The organism is Pseudidiomarina tainanensis (assembly GCF_004214835.1).
GTDB lineage: Bacteria > Pseudomonadota > Gammaproteobacteria > Enterobacterales > Alteromonadaceae > Pseudidiomarina > Pseudidiomarina tainanensis.
In genome coordinates this window covers 1,239,849-1,262,827 of record NZ_PIQJ01000001.1, presented here as the reverse complement: position 1 = coordinate 1,262,827, position 22,979 = coordinate 1,239,849, and the positions used below count along the sequence as shown (strand labels likewise).

Here is a 22,979-nt window from a genome sequence, read left to right as displayed (position 1 = left end):
TATGTTACTTCATGCACACTAACAACTGACATACGACCAAAGTCTAGCTTGTTACGTGTAACCTGCAATTAAGGATTATTCATGTTCAGTTGGTTTGAACGTCGTCTTAAACCATTTCCGGATGGTAACCCAGAGCAGCCACCGAAAACGTTGGTTGCCTTTTGTTTGTATTACAGTCGAGGTGCGTGGCCGTTTATCTTCACCGCTGGCGCCTTGATGATGTTGATTGCACTGACCGAAGTTTGGTTATTCAGTTTCATTGGTAATATTGTGGACTGGCTGGCTGAACAAAACCGCGAAACGTTTGTGCAAGAACAGTTTTGGGGGCTAACAGGTATGGCCGCGGTCGTGCTCATCGGCTTGCCGTTATTGGTGATATTTCATTCTTTGATTACGTATCAAAGTCTGTTGGGCAACTACCCAATGCGGATTCGTTGGTTAGTGCATAAATATCTACTCAACCAGTCTGTCACCTTTTATCAAGATGAATTTGCCGGTCGAATTGCAACTAAAGTAATGCAAACAGCTTTAGCGGTACGAGAGTGTGTGATCAAGCTGTTCGATGTGCTGAACTATGTCACGGTTTATTTCATCGGTACTGTGGTGATTATTGGTGCTGCTGATTGGCGCTTAGCATTGCCGCTTATCGTTTGGTTAGCGCTATATGTTGTTTTGTTGCGATATTTTGTGCCGCGTCTTGGGAAAGTGGCCGCTGCGCAAGCCGACGCGCGTTCAATCATGACTGGTCGAATTGTCGATAGTTATACCAATATTCAAACGGTCAAACTGTTTTCTCATGCGCAACGTGAACTCGCCTTTGCAAAAGAGGGTATGACTGATTTCCTCGGAACTGTGCACCGGCAAATGCGCTTAGTGACGAAGCTGTATACGTGTTTGTATCTTCTAAATTCGCTATTGTTATTTAGTGTCGGATTTTTGGCAATTTACTTATGGGTCGAGAGTCTGATTACAGTTGGTGCCATTGCAGTTGCGCTCAGTTTGGTACTTCGCCTGTGGGGTATGAGCCAGTGGATCATGTGGGAGATTTCGTCACTCTTTGAAAATATCGGAACCGTGCAAGACGGTATTAAGACCGTCTCAGTTCCACAAGATATTCAAGATAAGCCGCAAGCGAAGCCGCTTGTTGTTAAGCAGGGCAATATTCATTTTGAACATCTCAATTTCTTTTATAGCGAAGATAAACCCGTATTACGCGATCTTGAACTTGCGATTAAAGCAGGCGAAAAAATTGGCTTAGTCGGTCGTTCCGGTGCTGGTAAATCAACCCTAGTGAATCTGTTGCTGCGCTTTTATGAAGTGAAAGAAGGGCGGATTACCATTGATGGTCAGGATATATCTATGGTGACGCAAGAAAGCCTACGCCAACATATTGGCATGGTCACCCAAGACACGTCGCTATTACATCGTTCGGTCCGCGGCAATATTGCGTACGGTCGCCCAGATGCAACGCAAGAGATGATTGATCAAGCTGCGCATCGCGCCGAAGCCGATGCCTTTATTGCCGATTTAGAGGACTCGCAAGGCCGACGTGGCTATGAAGCGCATGTTGGTGAGCGCGGTGTGAAGCTTTCAGGAGGGCAACGGCAACGCATTGCGATAGCGCGAGTCATGTTAAAAGATGCGCCAATTCTGATACTTGATGAGGCCACCTCAGCATTGGATTCAGAAGTGGAAGCGGCAATTCAGGAAAACTTATATCGACTCATGGAAGGTAAAACGGTTATTGCCATAGCTCATCGATTATCCACGATTGCCGCGATGGATCGGTTAGTGGTGATGGATGAAGGCCGAATTGTGGAGCAAGGTAGCCACGAGGAGTTGTTAGCGCATGGCGGTTTATATGCGCAGCTATGGGCACGTCAGTCTGGCGGCTTTTTGCCAGATTAATCACTTAAAATATTTTTTAGAAAAAAGGGAATAAAAGGATTACCTCGTTCGTTTTATAAGTAAGCGACCATTTTACTAGGAACTTATATGTCTGATCGGTTGGCGTTATTACGCCCGTTTTTAGCTGATGCGATGGCTCACGCTATGGCAATTCAGCAGTGCGAGCAACGCGCCGCCGATAGTGTTCAGCAGGTATTAGCCAAGGCAATGTTTCTCTCCGACATGCCGCACGAAAGCCAGCATCTTAAAGCTTGGTTTTTGCGTTCGGTACACAACGCGGCGATTGACGTGATTCGGCATGAGCGCAAAGAGCAACCAATTGATAGTGAAACCGAAGAACAATCAGCTCCTGTTTCGATTGAGCCTGATTGTCAACTCGAGACCTGGCAAACTCAACAATGGGTTCGTACGGGCTTGCAAAAGTTATCAACTGAGCAACGAGAAATTCTGATGTTACGCGATATTTTTGCTGCTTTTCGTAACATTGTTGGTGGTGAAATACACGATTACACAAAGTTACTTGCTGAGAGCCGTGAGCAAGCGTTAGACCGATTGGTCGACGAAGCCCGTTCGCTTGACGCTGATGCTGTCATTGATGTGCGTTTTAGTACCTCTATGCTTGCGCATGGTGCGGCCGAACTACTGGCATATGGCACTGCCGTAAAGTTATTGCGAGTAAAATCATAGCACTAGGTGCATGGTTCAATATTTACACTGAATTTACCCTAAATTTACGGTGCAAATAAGAAGATTTGCTTAGACTCATTGCTGTACTAGAGGCAGAGATTACCAATCTCTTCGTTAACTGCAATTTAGGTAGATATAGCCATGCGCAAACTATTGTTGCTTTTCATATTCGGCGGCGTTGCGTTTCAATATTTTAACCGCGATCAACAGATTGATGTGACACCCAACGTCAACTTGAACGATTGGGCAGTTAAGTTAACGCAGTTATCCTCAAACTCGAAAAAAGATTCAGAAAAGTTAGTTTGCCCTAATGACCACTATGTGAGTGTTAATTACGACTTATCTGAAGCGACTTGTCGTCAACGTACTCAATTATAAATCTTCGTTCGAAATACCCGAATCAAGCGTTGTAAATCGACCGCTTCTCAGGTTAAATGAAGGCTAATAAAAATAATAATTACAATGCAGTTTAGCTAAGTAGATAGCGGTTCAATGCTTAAAATATTCTCTCGTTTTCGATCAGTGTGGATGGCCGAGCTCGTTCGTCGCCATGAATTACAAAATGGCTTTCAACGCGCCGATGCCATCGAACAACAAGCTCGCCAGTTACCGACTATGGAACAGCGCGTGTTTAAACGTGCCGAACTTTTGGCGGCGCGGCTTGGCTTAGTCCACCAACTTCGTTTGTGGGACCATTTTCGTCGTCTTATCGCTATTCTTCTGAGTCTATTCGCAATAATTGGTGCTGTTGCAGTAGTTCGCGGTACGTTAAGCGTCTCACAACCTATTTCGCTCAGTTACGCCTTGATGATGCTATTGGGTTTACACATTATTCTATTCGTCTTGTGGTGTTTTTCGCTGATTATTAAAGATAGCTATGGTTGGGTTGGTCGCGTGTCGTTATGGGGTCTCGAGCATATTGGCCAGCGCCAATACAATCAGCAGTTTAATAACACCCTGCTTACCATCGCTAACCAATACGGCCTGACAAAACCTGCGGGCGCCGCGCTAACCCACGGTTATTGGACGTTGTTCATGTTGGCGGTATGGTTTGTCTTATTCTTTCATCTGAGTACCAGTGCTTATGCTTTCACATGGGCAACCACGATTTGGCCAGCCGCGACCTTGCAGACTTGGGTTAGTGTTATCGGATTTTTACCGAGTTTATTCGGCGTTGATGCGCCCTCGGTTGCCGCATTGTGGGATCAGCCGAGCGAGAGTGCACAACTTGAAGCTGGACGTTGGTTATTAAGCTGCGTCATTATTTATGGTGTCGCATGGCGGTTATTGTTTTTAATCGGTGCAATTGGAGTTTTGATTGCCCGTATTCGTAAAATGACCATCGATTTGACACTACCTGGTTATGCCCCGATTATTCGCAAACTAACGGTGTCAGCCGCTACCGAACTCGTTGATGCCGATAGTGATGTGTCGGGTATCGATTCATCACAATGGCGAACGCCTAAACCGGGGCATGGCGAATTGGTGCTGAGCCTGGATCATGAAGCGGATACTGCGTGGGCTGCACAACATCAACGTGAAGATTGGTATGCAGGGGTAATTGCTAGCAGTGACGAAAAACACCGTTTACTGGCACGACTTGATGCCGAGCCAGTTGCAAAAATTACCGTGCGTTTAAATGCACAACTCACACCGGATAGAGCAGCCATGCGTTTTCTCGCGCTACTCCAACAATATTGTTTAAACGTTGAAGCACTATTGATTATTTCTGAAAAAAGCGATGAAAAGAGAATTGTGCATTGGCAAGAGTGTTTAGACGAGGAGGGCGTAATATGGAAACAGTAAACGCTCTTATGTTAGCGGTGGTTGGGCATACCAACACCGGTAAAACCTCGTTAATGCGCACATTATTACATGATAGCCAATTCGGTGAAGTTGACTCACGGCCAAGCACAACACGCGAAGTCACGAGTATTGATGTTGATGCCGATGGTCAAGTTTTACTGCGTTTATTTGATACGCCAGGATTAGAAGCCGGCTCCGATTTATACGAACATTTAATCCACAGTGAATCCAGCTTTCGACATGACGGACCAGCACAGGTTCGTCATTTTCTAAGCACCATGGCTGCAGCGCATCAGTTTGAGCAAGAGTCGAAGGTTTTACGTCAATTACTCAAATGTCATGCCGCACTTTACGTGATTGACGTACGTGACCCTGTCTTGCCAAAGTATCAAGATGAATTAAGCGTGCTGGCGCGCTGTGGCAAACCAATATTACCCATCTTAAATTTTACTGCGCAAAAGCCCAACAATGTAAATGAATGGAAGCTAGCGTTAACGAAAGTGAACCTGCATGCGCATATTGAGTTTGACGCCGTGAGTCCACCAGAAGGTGGAGAAGCAATATTGTTTAACCGCCTGAGTGCGATTGTTCCGGGCTTCCAAAGTCAACTTGAACAATTGGCTGAATATCGAACCCAGCAACGCGCGCATCGGTTAAACACCGGCCTAACCCAAATTGCTGAATTACTGGTTGACGTTGCGGCATTTCACGAACAAATCAAAGCAAATATTAATGAAGCCCAGTTGAAACCTATTGTTGAACAAATGCAAAACTTGGTTAAGCGCCGGGAACGTAACTGTATCACTGAAATGCTTGCGTTATACGCGTTTCGGTTAGAGCACGTTCGATTGCAACAACTCCGACAAACTGACGGCACGTGGAAAGATGATTTATTCGAACTGGACACGCTGAAAGAGTTCGGTATCAAAGCCAGTGTTGGCGTAGGCAGTGGTGCAGCGATTGGCGCCGGTGTTGATTTAATGGTTGGTGGTATGAGTTTGGGCGCTGGTACTGCGCTTGGTGCTGCTGTCGGTGGTATTTGGCAGGGCTGGAATCACTACGGTAAAAAGTTACTGGGACACTTTAAAGGTGAACGCGAATTAATTGTCGATGATGAAATTTTAAAGTTATTGACCTTGCGCCAATTAAATTTATTACAACAGCTGGCAACACGCGGTCACGGTTCACAAGATTTATTGTTAGTGACGCAATCTTCAAAATTACGCGAGCAATTCTTACGTGCGTTGTCAGGACGATTAAAATTAGCACGTCGTCACCCACAGTGGTCGAGCTTAAATCAGCGTAGCTTTGTTCGCGACGCTCAACGTCAAGAATGTGTGCGCGATGTTACCGAACTGTGTCGTGGTTTCTGGAGTCAGGCAAATTAGTCACAATGGGGTAGGATAATACCCACTCCTTTTTGCACAAAATTCAAACGAAACTAGCTATACTGTTTTTAAAAGGATATAAAACTATCACATTAATGCCAGCATAAGGATTCGCAGTGACTAGAACTGCAAAGGACATTTCAGGGAAATATCGTACGCTAATCCGCAAAGTCGTGTGGGGTATTTTGTTGACAGGTGTTATCGCAAGTTTAGCAACGTTAATTCCACTATCGTTTTACATCTCACAATCCCAAGAACGCACCGGCTTAACCTATGCTTCTGCGCAGGCGATGTCAGTGCAAAAGCAATTGCAACATTATCAGTCAATTGCCAAACAGTTCGCGAGTCGCACTCAAATTCGTAAAGCGTTAATCGCATATTCAGCCGGTGATATCGATTTAGACCAGGTTGCAAATGAAACGATTAACCGTATAGCTGATGCTGCGGCCTTTATTCCTAATCTTGCTGCCGGCATACGCATTACCAATTCCGGTGAAACCATTGCCGAATATAAAGGCCCAGCGAGTGATTTATTAGACTTTGATTTAAGTAAAAACATACAGCAACTACGCGCGTATGGTCTTCATTATGTCAATCTGGCTGACAACTTATTCCTCTCTGCCGCCGCACCGATTGTTGACGATGATAATCGAATAATCGGTATCGACATTCTCTTATTCGGACCAACCGAAGTTCTTGATATTTTGCGAGAGTTAAATACTTTTGGACAGGATACAAATTTTCGTTTGGTAAACTCGCGTGAACGTTTATATATCGAGTTTGATCAGGTATCAAATCAATTAAAACAACGAGAGTTCGGTTCTGGTGAGAATTTCTATATCGCCGCATATGGCAGCGCGCCGTTTGTATATCGCGATACATCTAAGGATGACACGCGCTTACATTACTTTATTCCGTTCAACGATTCCGCTTGGGGTTTGGTTGTTATTCATGCGGACACCTCGCTTTTTGGCGCATTGATCACCGAATTTGCATCGGTTGGGTTCGTCATTATTATGACCGTTGCTATTGGCGCTTGGTGGCTGCACAAATACTCGCAGCCGATTATTCGCGCGCAATTGGCGCAACACAAACAATTACATGAATCAAACCGCAAGCTGAAACTCGCCAATACGGTGTTTGAAAAAGCGCAAGAAGCTATTGTGATTACGGATAATGGGTTAATGGTTTTGCGCGTCAACCAAGCTTTTGCGGAGTTGTTTAATCTTGGCGTTGATAATTTTAGGGATACCAGCCTTTTAGCATTCCTTGATAAAGAACGCATGACTAACGATATTCAGCGCCAAGTAAGACGGCATATTGTGAAGAACGATAGCTGGCAGGGTGAGGTTTGGTATAAGAAGCCAAATGGTGATAGTTTTCCAGCGCTGCAAACGATTACCGCTGTGCGTAATGATAAAGGTGAGGCATTACAGCTCATTCATATTTTTAATGATATTTCAGCGGAGAAACATGACCAAGAGCGAATGCAACAACTCGCGCTTACTGACACTCTGACACATTTACCTAATCGATTTGCGGTGTTGCAACACCTTGACGATGCCATAAAACGAACCCACACATCAAAACGATCCTGCGCGTTATTATTTTTTGATTTAGATTTCTTTAAACCAGTGAATGATACGCATGGTCATGATGTTGGCGATGCGTTATTACAGGCTGTCGGCCCGCGGGTTAGGGAATGCCTGCGCTCAACTGATATTGTGGGGCGCTTAGGCGGCGATGAATTTATTATTTTGTTGGAACATATTCAGACGCGTAGCGATATTGAAAAAATAGCTAACGAGGTTATTGACGCACTCCAACGACCATTCCGTGTTGGTTCGCTGACCTTGCAAATTGGCGCATCAATGGGTGTGGCATTATATCCCGAGCACGCTGACACGCCGAAACAGTTACTGAAGATTGCCGATGCGGCAATGTATCGGGCAAAAGAGGCTGGACGAAACCAGTTCTTTTTCGCTGAGTAGAAGGAAATTGGTCGGCGTGACTGGATTTGAACCAGCGACCCCTGACACCCCATGACAGTGCGCTACCAAGCTGCGCTACACGCCGACCGAGGTGGCTATATTACCGATTACCAACAAATAGGCAAGGGTTAGCGCGTCAACTGATGTTTTATTGTTCAGCAGGGGATTGCTGGTCTTGACTAAAACGTTTTAACTTTCGAATACCATCAACTAATACTGGTGTCGCCGGTGATACGCCAGGTAAGAGTTTTTGTTCTTGGTTATCGAAAGTGCGAATACTCGCGTCCGCTTTAATGATAGAGGTCATTTCTTCGTCGTACACAACTAGATCATGACCAAAGCTTGTCATTACCGGTAAGCGTCGTTGTTCCGCGGTCAAATCAATACCAATTGAATAGGCATCTGCTTCATCAACACAATTAATATAGCGCGCCAGTACCGTCGGCATGATGTCAGTAAGCAACGCTAAAGGTTGCTGCTTTAACGGCAGTCCTTCGGTATGTAGTAACGTGACTTGCATTGATGCAATCGCAAGTTCTTCCTTATCTTCAGTTTGTTGCGGTTCAATACCGACGACAATCACTTGCGTATTATCGTCCAGCTGTCGACGTAACACACGCTTCATTTCGGCGGTTATGGTGTCAGCAGTTGCTATACCGATGTAGGCGGACGGTTCGGGTAAATTAAATGCGTTAAATTTTTCCAGTGGCTCAGGCAGTGATGATTTTTGAAATTGATCTTGAAGTGTTACTTCAACGCGATAATCACGCAGTGTTGAAAAATAGACAGGGTGCTTGTCGGCGTGAGCCATGGGTGCTTGATAAAGATCAGGTAACGCATAAATTAATTCAAATAAACCACTGCTGCTATCACGATGGCCAAGCATAGGACTTGAATACAAGCGTAATTCAGGAAATTCACTTTGTAATACCGTTACCGTTGCTGTGTCGAGCTGATTCACAGCAATTACTAACGTATTTGGAGCATCTGGAACGCGAGCACATTGCAACGCCCGTGTCGGGTAGGCCAATTTTACTGCGGTGCCCTGACGAATAAGATTCTCAGTTGCTTCAAGGCGCTGCTCTACCAACAATCCATGTTTGCTCATTAAAGTTTTGGCTGTGGTTGGATAACTCAATGGAAACATGTCGTCTTGCTTGGTTATCGGCGTATAAAACACTGCATCAGCCCAAATATGTATACTGTGGCTTGCTAAAAAACACAGCACGAAGACGGCGCTAAACGCGTTGCCCCAGTGTTTCTGCTGTAACTTGTCGAGCCGCTTCCAAGCGATATTCGCTAAACCCAGTTCAAAAATCAGTAGCACAACGAAAATTAATAACATGCCAAGCAGTATGACGAAGCTGGCACCGGCGAATACAGTTTCTGCATCGGTGGCTAACTGCGACAGTGAATAGGTATTGAGATGATAACCATATTGGCGATAGAACAGGGCGTCGGCTACCAGCGCAATGAGACCGAATGACGCGACTAATGTGGCGATACCGCGCAATATCCGAGTAAACGGGATAAGCAAGCAAAATGGAAAAATCAGAATAATAAAAACGATGAACGGCAAAAAGGCAAAATGCCCAAGCCAATTCACTAACATATAGAGTACGCCAAGAGCGCTACCTGGTGACTCGGTTGCTTCGATATAAAGAGTTCCGATGGCGAGTACAATCAGAATATTGAAGAACGTAAACCAGTGGCCCCAACTGATTAATCGAGCAATTTTGTCGCGACGTTGTTTACGTTGTTTCATGCGCTGCTTGAACCTTTATGCTTGTTTTTCCATCGATTGTAGCAGTACTTTACCGAATTGTTCAGCAACCTTGTACGCATCTTCGGATTTATAACTGGCATTGATAATATTTGAGACGGCGTTACCAAGCGTCATCAGGGCTAAATCAGTTGGCGCTTTGTGTTGATTCAATACATCAATGACCGCATCCAGCAACTGTTGTTGGGTTTTTACGTCGTATTTCGAAACAATCGGCATGGTTTTAATTCTCAACATGTTAAACTAGCGCACATAGTATCACAGGGAATGACAGAGGACACCGAGATAAGATGCAAGCTGATGTGAAACATAGCATTATCCATCAATTTTACACCAATGACGGTCAAATCGGACTGCGTGTCGCGCCGGCAACACTGGCGATTAACGACGAGGTTGGGTTGTTATTGAGCGAGTTGACCGAAGTTTATAATGCGAAGCCGAGTAAAGGTTATGCGCGCTTTATTGACCCTATTTCTGATGATGCCGAAGAACATCAAATTAGCGAGTTTCCTGATAAATTAAGAGCCTGGCGTAGTGGTGATGAAGAGTTCGTCGCATTTTCGCAGCAAGCATCAAAAATTCTTCATCAGCAACTTCAGCACTATGGCATTCTTGAAGACGGTTTTTTGGTGATTGCGAGTTATACGGAACGCGGCCAGGATTATTTAGTCGTCGCATTCTTACCGAGCAAAGACGGTGTAACAATTGCACCAGACCTTTCTGTCGACCGCTCATCGCAACTGGACATTAATAAAGTACAGCTTGCGGCCACTATTAATTTAACTGAATGGCAAGAAGAGCCGGATTCAGCTACCTATATTTCCTTTATTAAAGGTCGCGTAGGGCGCAAAGTTTCAGACTTTTTCTTAGATTTTTTAGGTTGCGCTGAAGGTCTCAATGCGAAGAAGCAATCACAGCATTTAGTGGAAAGTCTACAAGATTATGTGAAAGCGGCTGAGCTGCCCACGGAGCAAGCTAACGCTTTGCGCAAATCGGTGTACGACATATGCGACACGTCATGGAAAAGCAACGAGCCCGTACGAGTCAAAGATTTGTCGGAGCAATTGCAACAAGCCGTGCCAGCTGAGCGCAGTTTCGCAGACTTTAGCGCTGAACAAGCACAGCCGTTACCTGAAGAAATTCGCGCTGATCGAAGTACACTGCGAAAGTTAGTGAAGTTTCAAGGTCAGGGTGGTGGCTTGAGTGTTGGCTTTGATCAAGAGTTGCTTGGTGCTCGAGTGGAATATGATCCGCATACTGACAAATTGACGATTCATGGCACCCCCCCGAATTTGCGTGACCAATTACGCCGTTACTTTGGCATTGATAGTTAAATCTGACTAGCCAACAAAAAACGCCGACTAACGAGTCGGCGTTTTAAATGGTGCGTGCGGAGTTTTATTTACTGCCTTGCACCGGAATAATGTTGGTTGCATGAAGACCTTTTGGACCTTCTTCGAGTTGAAACTCAACGTCTTGTCCAGCTTTCAATGTACGATAGCCTTCCATATCGATGGTTGAGTAATGTGCAAAAATATCGCCTTCGCGATCTTCTGCCTCGATAAAGCCAAAACCCTTCGAATTATTGAACCATTTCACTTTACCGGTTGCCATACTTCTACTTCCTTTATTCTGCATTTAAAATTTAGTTATTGTTAGAATGGTTGCTAACGAAACGACGTGTTTAACACACTTGAAATGTCGTCTTGTTAACACCATGTTTTACTCTAGGTGAGTTCTGGTGATAGTCAAGCCGTTTTTTGATTGTTTTGTGAACAAATTGAGTTTTATGGTGGGTATTTTTCACCGAACTTACAAATTTTTAAGCCAATTGTACAAATAGCTACTATATATAAAGAAAGGGTCATCCATGGGTATGGCAGATCATCACCAACAGGGCAGTGAACGTATTGCTGAAAAGCAGAAGTTGCAGCCACCGCCAATGTATCGGGTGATTTTGAATAATGACGACTACACACCAATGGATTTTGTCGTTGAAGTATTAATTAAGTTTTTTCGGATGGATCAGGAGCGGGCAACCGACACCATGTTAACCATCCACTATAAAGGACGCGCAATTTGTGGCGTTTATTCTGCAGAAATTGCAGAAACTAAAGTAGTACAAGTGAACCAGTATGCCCGTGAACATCAACATCCATTGTTGTGTTCAATGGAGAAAGCCTAAAGCTTGCAAGCTGAACACTGGGCCTTTTGAGGAGTAGCTCATGTTAAATAAAGCGCTAGAAATCACTTTAAATGATGCATTTCGGTTAGCCCGAGATCATCGTCATGAATTAATGACGGTAGAGCATCTATTGTTAGCGTTACTGGATAATCCAGAAGCGGCGCAAGCGTTGCGCGCCTGCGGGCTCGAGTTCACGCAGTTAAAGCAAGAATTATTGAGTTATGTTGATCGCAGCACACCAAGTTTCGACGATGAAAGTGCAGATACCGACACCCAACCGACTCTAGGGTTTCAGCGCGTATTACAACGAGCTGTGTTCCATGTGCAATCATCTGGTAATAGTGAAGTGACCGGTGCCAACGTATTGGTTGCTATTTTTGGTGAGCAAGAATCGCACGCAGTATATCTGTTAAATAAACACGATATTACTCGCCTTGATGTTGTGCATTATTTGTCACACGGTATGACCAAAATCGACGATGAGTCGGCACAAACGGATAGTAACGACGCAGAGACCATCGAAACCCAAACCGAAGAGCAACAAAGCTTTTTGAAGCGTTTTTGTACGAATTTAAACGCGCGTGCGCGTGAAGGGAAAATTGATCCTCTCATCGGGCGGGACTTTGAAGTCGAGCGTTGTATTCAAGTGTTGTGCCGTCGCCGCAAAAATAATCCGTTATTGGTTGGCGAAGCCGGCGTTGGTAAAACAGCGATTGCAGAAGGTTTAGCGCATCGCATCGTAACCGATGACGTTCCCGACGTGATTCAAAATGCGGTTATCTATTCGTTGGATATGGGGGGATTGCTCGCCGGTACCAAATACCGCGGCGATTTTGAAAAGCGCTTTAAGCAGTTATTGAAAGAGCTTGCTGAACAACCTGATGCGATTCTATTTATTGATGAAATTCATACGATTATCGGTGCCGGCGCAGCGAGCGGCGGTGTATTAGATGCTTCCAATTTGCTCAAGCCACTGTTAAGTAGTGGTGAGCTGAAATGTATTGGCTCGACAACATACACTGAGTACAAGAATATTTTTGAAAAAGACCGTGCGTTGGTGCGCCGGTTCCAAAAGATTGATGTAGCGGAGCCATCTGTTGACGACACTACCCGCATTCTGCAGGGTTTAAAAGAGCGTTACGAAGAGCACCATGGTATTCGCTACACCCAGCCGGCCATTCGCGCGGCAGCAGAGTTGTCAGCACGTTATATTAATGAGCGGCATTTGCCAGACAAAGCGATTGATGTACTTGATGAAGCGGGCGCGAGCCAGCGATTGTTACCACCGTCAAAACGTAAGAAGACCATTGGTGTTCAGGATATTGAAAATATCATTGCTAAAATTGCACGGGTTCCTGAGCAATCGGTTTCGCGTAGCGACCAGCAAATTCTGAAAAATCTTGATCGTAATTTGAAGCTCGTGGTGTTTGGTCAAGATCAGGCTATTGATCAGCTGACATCGGCGATTCGCTTGTCGCGCTCTGGTTTAGGTCAGGAACATAAGCCAATTGGCTCGTTCTTATTTGCGGGGCCAACTGGGGTCGGCAAGACTGAAATCACGCAACAACTCGCCAAAGTACTGGGGATTGAATTTGTTCGCTTTGATATGTCGGAATATATGGAACGTCATGCGGTGAGCCGCTTGATTGGTGCACCGCCTGGGTATGTTGGTTTTGAGCAAGGTGGTTTGTTGACTGACGCAGTGATCAAGCATCCGCATTGTGTGTTGCTCCTCGATGAAATTGAGAAAGCGCATGGCGACATCTACAACATCTTGTTGCAAGTGATGGATCACGGCACGTTAACCGATAATAACGGTCGCAAAGCTGATTTCCGTAACGTGATTGTGGTGATGACGACCAATGCAGGCGTGCAAGAAACGGTGCGCCAATCGATTGGTTTTCAACAACAAGATCATGCGCCTGACGCGATGGCTGAAATTAATCGGACATTCTCACCAGAATTTCGCAATCGTTTAGACGGTATTGTCTGGTTTAATCACCTGAACCAAGAGGTGATTGAGCAAGTCGTCGATAAATTTATTTGCGAACTTCAGGCACAACTTGACAAGAAACATGTGTCACTTGAACTGGAACCCGCTGCGATTCGCTGGTTAGCTGAAAAGGGCTACGATAAAGCAATGGGGGCGCGGCCGATGGCTCGGGTAATTCAAGAGCATTTGAAGAAGCCGTTAGCCAACGAGATATTATTCGGGAAATTGGCGCACGGTGGTGCGGTGAAAGTATCGGTTTCTAAAGGTGAGTTAGAACTGAAGATTGACGAGCGGGAGGCACGCGGTTCAACCACTGATTGAACCGCGAGTGGCCTGAATTAACGGGCGCGGAAGACGATACGGCCTTTGGTCAGGTCGTACGGAGTAAGCTGCACCGTGACAGTGTCACCGGTTAAAATGCGAATGTAGTGTTTACGCATTTTGCCAGAGATATGAGCGGTCACCACGTGGCCGTTCTCTAACTCAACACGAAACATTGTATTCGGCAGGGTTTCTAATACCGTGCCTTGCATTTCAATACTGTCTTCTTTTGCCATTCAAGTCCTCGATAAATTTTCTAATGATGCGATGAATTCGCAAATTTGATTAAATTGCTAACGTAGAATAAGGCTTACGCCGCGAAAAGTGGCAGAATTTTAGCCGTTTTTGATGACAATTGCCACTGCTTATCATGATTGATCAGGCTTTTAAGGAACGTGGTGTCCAAAAATTTGTACGCAATAGCGTGTTTTGAGTGTGTAATTTGTTCAGATAACGTTGTCGAGAAATATCATGAGCGCCAAGGCTGGCAGTGTGTTCATTACGTATTTGGGCATCAATCAATTGCCCGCCAGCTGCAAAGAATACTTCTGCAAACACTAAAAGTGCCGTTTTACTGGCATTGGTCACGGTATGAAACATGCTTTCAGCGCAAAAAACGTTGCCGACACTAACGCCATATAAACCGCCGACCAGCTGGTTGTTGTCCCAGACTTCGACTGAATGCGCATGCCCTAATTGATACAACTGAGTATAGGCTTTTTGCATTTCCGGATGGATCCACACGCCACGATCAGCGAGTTCATGAACTTTCGCACAAGCCTGGATAACTTGTTCAAACGCCTTATTCAAAGTGACATGCAGGGAAGTACGTTTGAGAAAGCGTTGCATCGAACGGCTTATATGAAGACTGTTCGGCGTAAAAACGGTGCGCGGGTCTGGGCTCCACCATAAGATAGGATCTGCTGCACTATACCAAGGGAAAATACCGTTGCGGTAAGCTTCAATTAAACGTGCGGGATGAAGGTCTCCGCCAACTGCGAGGAGGCCATCGGGATCGCGTAAGGCGAACTCTGGTGAAGGAAACCAGACCGAGTCGTTCGCTAGTTCAAACAACACCGGAGTTCTGCCATGTAACCAAAGCGCTTAGGCTTTGGTTAATCCGTCAAGATAACGCTCGGCATCAAGTGCGGCCATACAACCGGTACCCGCAGAAGTGATCGCTTGGCGATAAATGTGATCCATCACATCACCCGCGGCAAATACACCAGGCACGCTCGTTGCAGTAGCATTACCGTGCAAACCTGACTTCACCACAATGTAGCCGTCGTGCATTTCGAGTTGTTCAGCAAAAATACCGGTATTTGGCTGGTGACCAATGGCAATGAAACAGCCCATCACGTCAAGTTCAGATAATGAACCGTCGTTGGTGTCCTTAATCCGCACACCCGTTACACCGGCGTCGTCGCCCAACACTTCATCAAGAGTTTTGTTGAGGTGCAACGTCACATTACCGTTGTTGGCTTTATCCATTAACCGATCAACGAGTATTTTTTCTGCACGGAAGCTGTCACGGCGGTGAATGACGTGCACTTCGCTTGCAATGTTTGCTAAGTACAACGCTTCTTCAACAGCTGTATTACCGCCGCCAACCACGGCAACTTTTTGGTTGCGATAGAAAAAACCATCACAAGTCGCACAGGCCGATACGCCGCGACCCATAAATGCTTCTTCAGAGTCTAAACCGAGATATTTTGCTGAGGCGCCAGTAGCAATAATCACTGCATCAGCGGTGTATTCACCCGAATCACCAAATAACTTCAGCGGTTTGCTGGAGAAATCAACGCGATTAATATGGTCAAAAATCATTTCCGTATTAAATTTTTCTGCATGTTGTTGCATGCGTACCATAAGGTCAGGGCCGGTTAGGCCTTCTGGGTCACCTGGCCAGTTCTCGACTTCGGTAGTGGTGGTCAATTGACCGCCTTGCTGCATGCCAGTAACTAAAACAGGATTCAAATTTGCGCGTGCTGCATAAACAGCTGCAGTGTAACCCGCTGGACCTGAACCGAGGATCAGCAGGCGGCAATGTTTGGCTTCAGCCATAAGTATGGTACTCCGTTGTTCTTTATTTTTCGGCTTGATAATTGGAACTATGGGGTCGATTGTATGAATTACAAGCCTCTGAAACAAGAGACCCGCGGTGGAAATCCACGGCGGGTCTTGTCAAGCAATCGCTCCGGCACTCTGGGCCGATACAGCTTAGGCTTTGATAGCTTCTGCTGGGTCTTGATATTCAAGGCCGAGTTGCGCACCTAAATCGTCATGAACTGCTTTGTAAGTGATTTTACCTTTATGCATGTTCAAGCCATTCAACAAGTGCTGGTCATCTGCCATTGCTTTCAGGCCTTTGTTCGCTAGCGCGAGACCAAATGGTAGAGTTGCGTTGTTCAACGCGATAGTTGACGTACGTGCAACACCACCAGGCATGTTAGCAACACAGTAGTGAATCACATCTTCAACAACGTAGGTTGGATCTTGATGGGTTGTTGCTTTGGAAGTTTCAAAACAACCGCCTTGGTCAATCGCAACGTCAACAACAACCGAGCCTGGTTTCATGTTTTGTAAATGTTCACGGGTTAGCAATTTCGGTGCTGCGGCGCCCGGAATCAATACAGCGCCAATCACCAAATCAGCTTCACGTGAGAACACGTCAATGGCATCAACCGTTGAGTAGATGGTTTTCACACGGCCACCGAAGATGTCATCAAGCTGACGTAAACGTGGAAGTGAGCGGTCAAGAATTGTCACGTCAGCACCCATGCCAACTGCCATTTTAGCAGCCTGGGTACCAACCACACCGCCGCCGACAACCAATACTTTTGCTGGAGCAACGCCCGGTACGCCACCTAATAGGGTACCACTACCACCGTTCGCTTTTTCAAGGTGGTGGGCGCCGGCTTGAATCGACATACGGCCAGCAACTTCACTCATTGGTGCTAGTAGGGGTAAGCCACCATTGCGATCAGTAACGGTTTCATACGCAATAGCCGTTACGCCAGCTTTGGCTAACAATTCAGTTTGCACTGGATCTGGTGCAAGGTGCAGGTAGGTATAAAGGATTTGGCCTTCGCGTAATTGTTCACATTCATGTGGCTGCGGCTCTTTTACCTTAATAATCATTTCTGCTTTAGCGAAAATTTCTTTCGGATCTGCAACAATCGTGGCACCAGCTTGCTCGTAGTCTTCATTGGTGAAACCAATCGCTAAGCCGCCGTTTTGCTCAACCATGACTTGGTGACCATGGGCAACATACTCGCGAACTGCTGCAGGGGTTAAGCCAATGCGGTATTCGTGGTTTTTAATCTCTTTAGGTACACCAATTAACATGGTTGTGCGTCTCCGATTATTGCTTGTATTAAAGGTTGTTGAGTCGCTTTTATTCAGCAACTTTAGTCGGCGGCAATTATAGATGATAACCTAGGTGTGTTTCGTACTTTTTTTAAGGCTGTTTATAGGCTATAAATAGGTATATAACGCTTAAAATAGAGAAAAAATATGTTTAGTGCCGAAGAACCAGTGGAAATAACTATTGATCGAATCGATAGGAAGATTCTGCGTATCCTGCAAGACGATGGCCGCATTAGTAACGTCAATCTCGCTCAGCGTGTGGGATTGAGTGCAACCGCATGTAATGAACGCGTCCGTAAGCTTGAACGTGAAGGGGTTATTGATAGCTATCACGCCCGTATCAATCCCGCTAAATTGGGTGCAAACTTAATGGTGTTTGTTGAAATAACCTTAACTCGAACCTCGTCAGATGCGTTTGCTGAGTTTAGTGAAGCGGTGCGGAAAACCCCGGAAATTTTAGAATGTCATTTGGTTGCCGGCGATTTTGATTTTTTAATCAAGGCACGTGTTCCCGATATGCCTGCCTATCGAAAACTATTGGGTGAGACCATTCTCACCATGCCGGGTGTGAATGAATCACGTACCTATGTGGTTATGGAAGAAGTTAAGGATGATAATAAGGTACTGATTAAAGGTTAAGAAAAGGCTGGATAAATAGCTGAATAACACGGTCAAGCAAGTTACAATGGTTGCGATAATAAATTTAAAATAATAATAACGTAAAGCTCAGAACAAAAGGACGACAGAACCCTATGGTAAGTCAATCAGCGAGCTGGAGTGGTTTATGAGTGGTGTACAACGCGTTTTAGAGGTTGGCCTCATACTCTGCGGCGCTTTTGCTATCTTTCTATTTTTAGCATTAGCTAGCTTCAATCCAGCCGATCCAAGTTGGTCACAAACAGCCTATGAAGGCAATATTCATAATGCTGCCGGCGCAATTGGCGCTTGGTTTGCTGATGCCTTGTTGTTTGCTTTTGGATTTGTCGCCTATCTCATTCCGTTCGGATTGGCTTCACTGGGCTACATGATGTTTCGCCAGCCCCATAAATTACTTGAGCTGGATTATTTAGCCGTCGGACTACGTTTAATCGGACTCGTGCTAACCTTAATCGGCGCTTCTGCACTAGCGGCGTTAAACTTTAGCGATATCTACTCATTTTCAGCCGGTGGTGTGGTTGGTGATGTGATCAGTACCTCGTTACTGCCGTATTTCAACCTTATTGGCACAACATTATTATTGTTGACGTTCTTGTGTACTGGTTTAACGCTAGTCACAGGTATTTCTTGGATTTGGTTAGCCGATAAACTTGGTGAAGTAACCATCACTGGAACGCTTGGTTTGATCGCTCTGGCGAAGAAGCTCGTTGCGAAAGTCCGGGCTTATGAGCGCCCAGTTAAAACTGAGAAGGCCAAGGTTCCAGAGCAATTGTCGCCAAGCCAGAAAACTCTGCCGGCTACGACCATCCGACAAGAACCTGAGCTTGATCTCGACTTAACATTATCTGCGCTCGACGAGGATGAGTCAGCACTTGGTGATATAACGCCACGTAAAGATGTATCCAAACCAGCCGATAATGCGCGATTCAAGCCAAAATCATCGAAGTCAGTTGCGGTGCCATCTGATGATGAAGATAAATCAACAATCCAGGCTGACCAAGACGATGATACCGATGGCGCGCCAGTATTGAGCGTTGATCCGTTGCCATCGATTGAACTGTTGGATCGACCAAATAAAACCGGTAATCCATTAACGCCTGAAGAGCTTCAACAAATTAGCCAAACGGTTGAAGCGGTGTTGCAAGATTTCGGTGTGGAAGTCAAAGTTGCGAACGTGCAGCCTGGCCCAGTAATTACGCGCTTTGAACTCGATTTAGCGCCTGGTGTGAAGGTATCAAAGATTTCCAACCTCGATAAAGATATTGCGCGTTCGTTGAGTGCAATTTCAGTGCGCGTGGTGGAAGTGATACCGGGCAAATCATACGTGGGACTTGAGCTACCTAATAAATCGCGAGAAACCGTATTCTTTAGCGAAGTTATCGCATGTGATGCATTCCAACAGAGTCAATCGCCATTAACCATGGTGCTGGGTAAAGGTATTTCTGGCGCGCCAGTTGTTGTGGATTTGGCGAAAATGCCACATTTACTCGTTGCCGGTACCACAGGTTCTGGTAAATCAGTGGGCGTGAACGTAATGATCTTGAGCTTGCTTTATAAGAGCTCGCCGGAAGATGTTCGTTTGATCATGATCGACCCGAAAATGCTTGAACTTTCGGTGTACGAGGGCATCCCGCACTTGTTGACTGAAGTTGTGACGGACATGAAAGACGCCGCAAATGCGTTGCGGTGGTGCGTTGGTGAAATGGAGCGACGTTATAAACTCATGTCAGCACTTGGCGTGCGTAACTTAAAAGGTTACAACCAAAAGGTTTTAGAGGCGAAAGAAGCGGGCGAACCGCTACGCGATCCAATTTGGAAGCCAGGCGATTCGATGGATGAGTTACCGCCGTATTTAGAGAAGTTACCTAGTATCGTTGTCGTCATCGATGAATTTGCTGACATGATGATGATTGTGGGTAAGAAAGTTGAGGAATTGATTGCGCGTATCGCGCAAAAAGCCCGTGCGGCTGGAATTCATTTAGTTCTAGCGACCCAGCGTCCATCAGTAGACGTTATTACGGGTTTGATTAAGGCGAATATTCCAACGCGAATCGCGTTCCAAGTGCAGTCAAAAATTGATTCACGGACTATTCTAGATCAGCCCGGTGCCGACCAGTTATTGGGGCAGGGCGATATGCTTTACTTACCGCCAGGAAGCGGTGTTCCTACTCGTGTACATGGCGCATTTGTTGATGATCATGAAGTTCATGCGGTGGTTGCGGATTGGAAAAAACGCGGCAAACCGAACTATTTAGACGAAATTCTTAACGGTAGTTTGGATGAGGATAATCTATTACCCGGCGAACAACTTGATTTGGGTGACGAGGAAAGCGATCCACTTTACGATGAGGCTGTTGCTTTTGTCACCGAAACTCGCCGTGTATCGGTATCCAGTGTGCAGCGTAAATTCAGAATTGGTTACAATCGCGCCGCCCGTATTGTGGAACAAATGGAAGCGAGCGGTGTCGTTACTAGTGCCGGAAATAATGGCCAACGCGAAGTTCTTGCGCCGCGCCCACCGCGCGATTAACTCAAAGTTGTAACGGAAAAAATTATGAATGTATTTAAGAAAATCTCGGTAGTGCTTATCGGTAGTTTATTTAGCTCGCTGTTAGCGTTGCCCGTTATGGCCGCTGATGCAGATCGACAAGCATTGTTAACGCGTCTTGATGGCTTAACAACGCTGGAAGCTGATTTTTCGCAAGAAGTGACTGACAGTAACGGTGAATTAGTGCAACAGTTGCACGGGCATATGGCTTTGGCGCGACCGAACCTGTTGCATTGGCAAACCGATGCACCAGATGAAACGCTCATGGTCGCGGACGGCCAGAATCTTTGGTATTACAATCCATTCGTTGAGCAAGTAACTGTTTATGCGCAAGCCGACGCGGTGGCGCAAAGCCCGCTATTATTGTTGTTAGATGGCGATAGCCAAGCATGGGCTGATTACGAAGTGAAAGCTGAGGCCAACAGCTACGCTTTGCAACCATTACCCAGTGCAGATAGCACGCAGAGTTTGCAACTCGTGTTCAACGAAAAGGGCGAAGCGGCACAGCTGCAACGAATTATTCTTGATGATGGTCAAGGTCAAATCAGCACGATTGAGCTTGAAAATGTGAAGCTCAATCGTGCATTGAGCCGCGAGCTATTTAAATTTGAAGTGCCGGAAGGGATTGATGTGGATGACCAGCGCTAACGGTCGTTTGGATTTAGAACCTGATTTTAGGCCTTTGGCCGCGCGCATGCGGCCAAGGCAGCTCAATGAGTATATTGGGCAGTCACACCTGTTAGCCCCTGGTAAGCCGCTTTATGAGGCGATAAACCGGGGGCTTTTGCATTCCATGATTCTGTGGGGCCCGCCAGGTACTGGCAAAACAACCTTGGCAGAAATGGTAGCGAACAGCGCCAATGCAACATTGGACAGAATCAGCGCGGTAACCGCCGGAGTGAAGGACATTCGAGCGGCAATCGATACGGCCAAGCAACGCGCACAAGCACAACAGCGTCGTACTGTTCTATTTGTGGATGAAGTACACCGGTTTAATAAAAGCCAGCAAGATGCGTTTTTACCGCACATTGAAGACGGTACCATTATATTTGTTGGTGCGACCACAGAGAATCCCGCATTCGAGCTCAATAATGCGCTCTTATCACGTACCCGCGTCTACCGTTTGAAGCATTTAGATGACACCGATATACAGCACGTTCTTACGCAAGCGCTAAAAGACTCAGATCGAGGCCTCGGCAACCGACACTTAACGGTTGCTGATGATGCATTCAACTATTTAATCTATGCCGCGGCAGGTGATGCACGGCGCGCACTTAATTTTCTTGAGATTTGCGCCGACGCGACGACAGACGAGCAAATTGATCTTAATCTGGTTCAAGAGGCTGTTGGTAGTCGGCAAGCCATATTCGATAAGCAAGGCGATGCGTATTACGAGCTGTTATCAGCATTGCATAAATCGGTGCGCGGTTCTTCGCCAGATGGCGCATTGTATTGGTATGCTCGTATACTCCAGGGGGGCGGTGACCCGTTGATTGTCGCTCGGCGCGTTTTAGCGATTGCATCGGAAGATATTGGTAATGCCGATCCGCGCGCCATGCAACTAGCCTTGAACGCTTGGGATACGTTTACTCGGGTGGGACCAGCTGAAGGTGAGCGTGCGATTGCTCAAGCATTAATATTTTGCGCCATGGCACCGAAAAGTAACGCCGTGTATAACGCATTTAATCAAGCCCAAAAATTAGCAGAGCAGTATCCTGACTTGCCAGTACCGAAGCATCTCACGAACGCCCCGACCCAATTACATAAAACCGAAGGGTATGGCGTCGACTATCGCTACGCACACGATTATCCTCATGCATTTGTTGCCGGCGAACGCTATTTGCCAAGTAAGCTCGACAATATCTCACTATATCAACCGAGTAATCGCGGTTTGGAAAAACAGTTGCAGGAAAAGCTAAATTGGATGAACCAGCAGCACCAAGCCAGCACTTGGCAACGAGGTGGCGATGACTAATTTTTTTTGGGTGGCATTAGGTGGCGCTATTGGGGCTGTTGGCCGCTACAGTATCGGGTTGTGGCTAATTAATCTCAGCAAATTATTTCCTTTCGCCACACTAATCGTTAACATAACAGGCTCTTTTTTATTGGCGCTATTGTTCGCTTGGCAACTGAACCAAGACGGCGTGAATCAACAACTTTGGTTGCTGCTGGGCGTAGGCACGTTAGGGGCCTTTACAACATTTTCAACCTTCTCCCTTGATTTGGTGCTACTGGCACAACAGGGTGAATGGCTGAAAGCCGTTATCTATGCGCTGTTAAATATTGTCGGATGTATTGCTGCAGTGCTTTTAGCATTGTGGCTGAAGTCTTAACTTTTGATTT

General features: G+C 45.9%; 21 protein-coding genes and 1 tRNA gene. 14 read left to right on the top strand and 8 right to left on the bottom strand.

Going from position 1 to position 22,979, the window contains the following annotated elements; translation table 11 throughout:
• The first annotated feature begins 81 nt into the window (after nt 1-81).
• From CWI82_RS06205 to CWI82_RS06180, 6 genes are all read left to right on the top strand, one after another.
• Complete coding sequence (locus CWI82_RS06205) at nt 82-1,908, top strand: ABC transporter ATP-binding protein (RefSeq protein ID WP_130202938.1); 1,827 nt, start codon at nt 82-84, stop codon at nt 1,906-1,908.
• Between the two features lie 87 nt (nt 1,909-1,995).
• Nucleotides 1,996-2,595, top strand: a complete 600-nt coding sequence (locus tag CWI82_RS06200; RefSeq protein WP_130202937.1) for a heavy metal-binding domain-containing protein — start codon at nt 1,996-1,998, stop codon at nt 2,593-2,595.
• Nucleotides 2,596-2,736: 141 nt separating this feature from the next.
• Nucleotides 2,737-2,973, top strand: coding sequence for a hypothetical protein (locus CWI82_RS06195; RefSeq protein WP_092854883.1), 237 nt, complete (start codon nt 2,737-2,739; stop codon nt 2,971-2,973).
• Nucleotides 2,974-3,123: 150 nt separating this feature from the next.
• Complete coding sequence (locus tag CWI82_RS06190; protein WP_165383887.1) at nt 3,124-4,401, top strand: DUF2868 domain-containing protein; 1,278 nt, start codon at nt 3,124-3,126, stop codon at nt 4,399-4,401.
• A complete protein-coding gene (locus CWI82_RS06185; protein ID WP_130202935.1) occupies nt 4,389-5,789 on the top strand; it encodes a DUF3482 domain-containing protein in 1,401 nt (466 codons plus the stop codon). The genes CWI82_RS06190 and CWI82_RS06185 overlap by 13 nt, the downstream gene beginning before the upstream one ends.
• 116 nt (nt 5,790-5,905) lie before the next feature.
• Nucleotides 5,906-7,780, top strand: coding sequence for a diguanylate cyclase domain-containing protein (locus CWI82_RS06180; RefSeq protein ID WP_130202934.1), 1,875 nt, complete (start codon nt 5,906-5,908; stop codon nt 7,778-7,780).
• Nucleotides 7,781-7,788: 8 nt separating this feature from the next.
• Here CWI82_RS06180 and CWI82_RS06175 read toward each other — a convergent pair.
• The 3 genes from CWI82_RS06175 to CWI82_RS06165 all read right to left on the bottom strand — a co-directional run bounded on the left by CWI82_RS06175 (nt 7,789) and on the right by CWI82_RS06165 (nt 9,800).
• A tRNA-Pro gene (locus tag CWI82_RS06175) sits at nt 7,789-7,865 on the bottom strand.
• A 63-nt stretch (nt 7,866-7,928) separates the two neighbouring features.
• The gene (locus tag CWI82_RS06170) at nt 7,929-9,545 is read right to left on the bottom strand and encodes a DUF3413 domain-containing protein (RefSeq protein ID WP_130202933.1); all 1,617 of its coding nucleotides are present in this window, start codon (nt 9,543-9,545) and stop codon (nt 7,929-7,931) included.
• A 15-nt stretch (nt 9,546-9,560) separates the two neighbouring features.
• Complete coding sequence (locus CWI82_RS06165; RefSeq protein ID WP_233340197.1) at nt 9,561-9,800, bottom strand: YejL family protein; 240 nt, start codon at nt 9,798-9,800, stop codon at nt 9,561-9,563.
• Between the two features lie 53 nt (nt 9,801-9,853).
• On the opposite strand from CWI82_RS06165, the gene yejK reads away from it, so the two are divergent.
• Nucleotides 9,854-10,897 (top strand): nucleoid-associated protein YejK, encoded by a 1,044-nt coding sequence (gene yejK, locus CWI82_RS06160; protein WP_092854895.1) that lies wholly within the window; start codon nt 9,854-9,856, stop codon nt 10,895-10,897.
• Nucleotides 10,898-10,961: 64 nt separating this feature from the next.
• Here the strand turns inward: yejK and cspD are convergent, their stop codons facing one another.
• A complete protein-coding gene (gene cspD / locus CWI82_RS06155; protein ID WP_092854897.1) occupies nt 10,962-11,177 on the bottom strand; it encodes a cold shock domain-containing protein CspD in 216 nt (71 codons plus the stop codon).
• A gap of 262 nt (nt 11,178-11,439) precedes the next feature.
• Between cspD and clpS the strand changes: the two genes are divergently transcribed.
• Together clpS and clpA are read left to right on the top strand one after the other, a co-directional pair.
• Nucleotides 11,440-11,748 carry an ATP-dependent Clp protease adapter ClpS gene (gene clpS, locus CWI82_RS06150; RefSeq protein ID WP_092856860.1) on the top strand — a complete coding sequence of 103 codons (309 nt, stop codon included), beginning with the start codon at nt 11,440-11,442 and terminating at the stop codon, nt 11,746-11,748.
• A gap of 40 nt (nt 11,749-11,788) precedes the next feature.
• Nucleotides 11,789-14,062 carry an ATP-dependent Clp protease ATP-binding subunit ClpA gene (gene clpA, locus CWI82_RS06145; protein ID WP_092854899.1) on the top strand — a complete coding sequence of 758 codons (2,274 nt, stop codon included), beginning with the start codon at nt 11,789-11,791 and terminating at the stop codon, nt 14,060-14,062.
• 17 nt (nt 14,063-14,079) lie between these two features.
• On the opposite strand, the gene infA is transcribed toward clpA, so the two are convergent.
• The 4 genes from infA to ald all read right to left on the bottom strand — a co-directional run bounded on the left by infA (nt 14,080) and on the right by ald (nt 17,410).
• A complete protein-coding gene (infA, locus tag CWI82_RS06140) occupies nt 14,080-14,298 on the bottom strand; it encodes a translation initiation factor IF-1 (RefSeq protein WP_054487875.1) in 219 nt (72 codons plus the stop codon).
• Nucleotides 14,299-14,440: 142 nt separating this feature from the next.
• Nucleotides 14,441-15,139 (bottom strand): leucyl/phenylalanyl-tRNA--protein transferase, encoded by a 699-nt coding sequence (gene aat, locus CWI82_RS06135; RefSeq protein ID WP_130202932.1) that lies wholly within the window; start codon nt 15,137-15,139, stop codon nt 14,441-14,443.
• Nucleotides 15,140-15,166: 27 nt separating this feature from the next.
• Entirely contained in the window at nt 15,167-16,126 is a 960-nt protein-coding gene (gene trxB, locus CWI82_RS06130; protein ID WP_092854904.1) for a thioredoxin-disulfide reductase, read from the bottom strand.
• A 156-nt stretch (nt 16,127-16,282) separates the two neighbouring features.
• A complete protein-coding gene (ald, locus tag CWI82_RS06125) occupies nt 16,283-17,410 on the bottom strand; it encodes an alanine dehydrogenase (protein WP_092854906.1) in 1,128 nt (375 codons plus the stop codon).
• 168 nt (nt 17,411-17,578) lie between these two features.
• Here ald and lrp point away from each other — a divergent pair, with 168 nt between their 5' ends.
• From lrp to crcB, 5 genes are all read left to right on the top strand, one after another.
• Nucleotides 17,579-18,070 (top strand): leucine-responsive transcriptional regulator Lrp, encoded by a 492-nt coding sequence (gene lrp, locus CWI82_RS06120; protein ID WP_092854908.1) that lies wholly within the window; start codon nt 17,579-17,581, stop codon nt 18,068-18,070.
• A 145-nt stretch (nt 18,071-18,215) separates the two neighbouring features.
• The gene (locus CWI82_RS06115; RefSeq protein WP_092854910.1) at nt 18,216-20,618 is read left to right on the top strand and encodes a DNA translocase FtsK; all 2,403 of its coding nucleotides are present in this window, start codon (nt 18,216-18,218) and stop codon (nt 20,616-20,618) included.
• Between the two features lie 24 nt (nt 20,619-20,642).
• Nucleotides 20,643-21,284, top strand: coding sequence for an outer membrane lipoprotein chaperone LolA (lolA, locus tag CWI82_RS06110; protein WP_130202931.1), 642 nt, complete (start codon nt 20,643-20,645; stop codon nt 21,282-21,284).
• The gene (locus tag CWI82_RS06105) at nt 21,271-22,611 is read left to right on the top strand and encodes a replication-associated recombination protein A (RefSeq protein ID WP_092854914.1); all 1,341 of its coding nucleotides are present in this window, start codon (nt 21,271-21,273) and stop codon (nt 22,609-22,611) included. Before lolA ends, CWI82_RS06105 begins: the two co-directional genes overlap by 14 nt.
• On the top strand, nt 22,604-22,969 hold the full coding sequence (gene crcB, locus CWI82_RS06100) for a fluoride efflux transporter CrcB (RefSeq protein WP_092854916.1): 366 nt from the start codon (nt 22,604-22,606) through the stop codon (nt 22,967-22,969). Before CWI82_RS06105 ends, crcB begins: the two co-directional genes overlap by 8 nt.
• Nucleotides 22,970-22,979 lie beyond the last annotated feature (10 nt).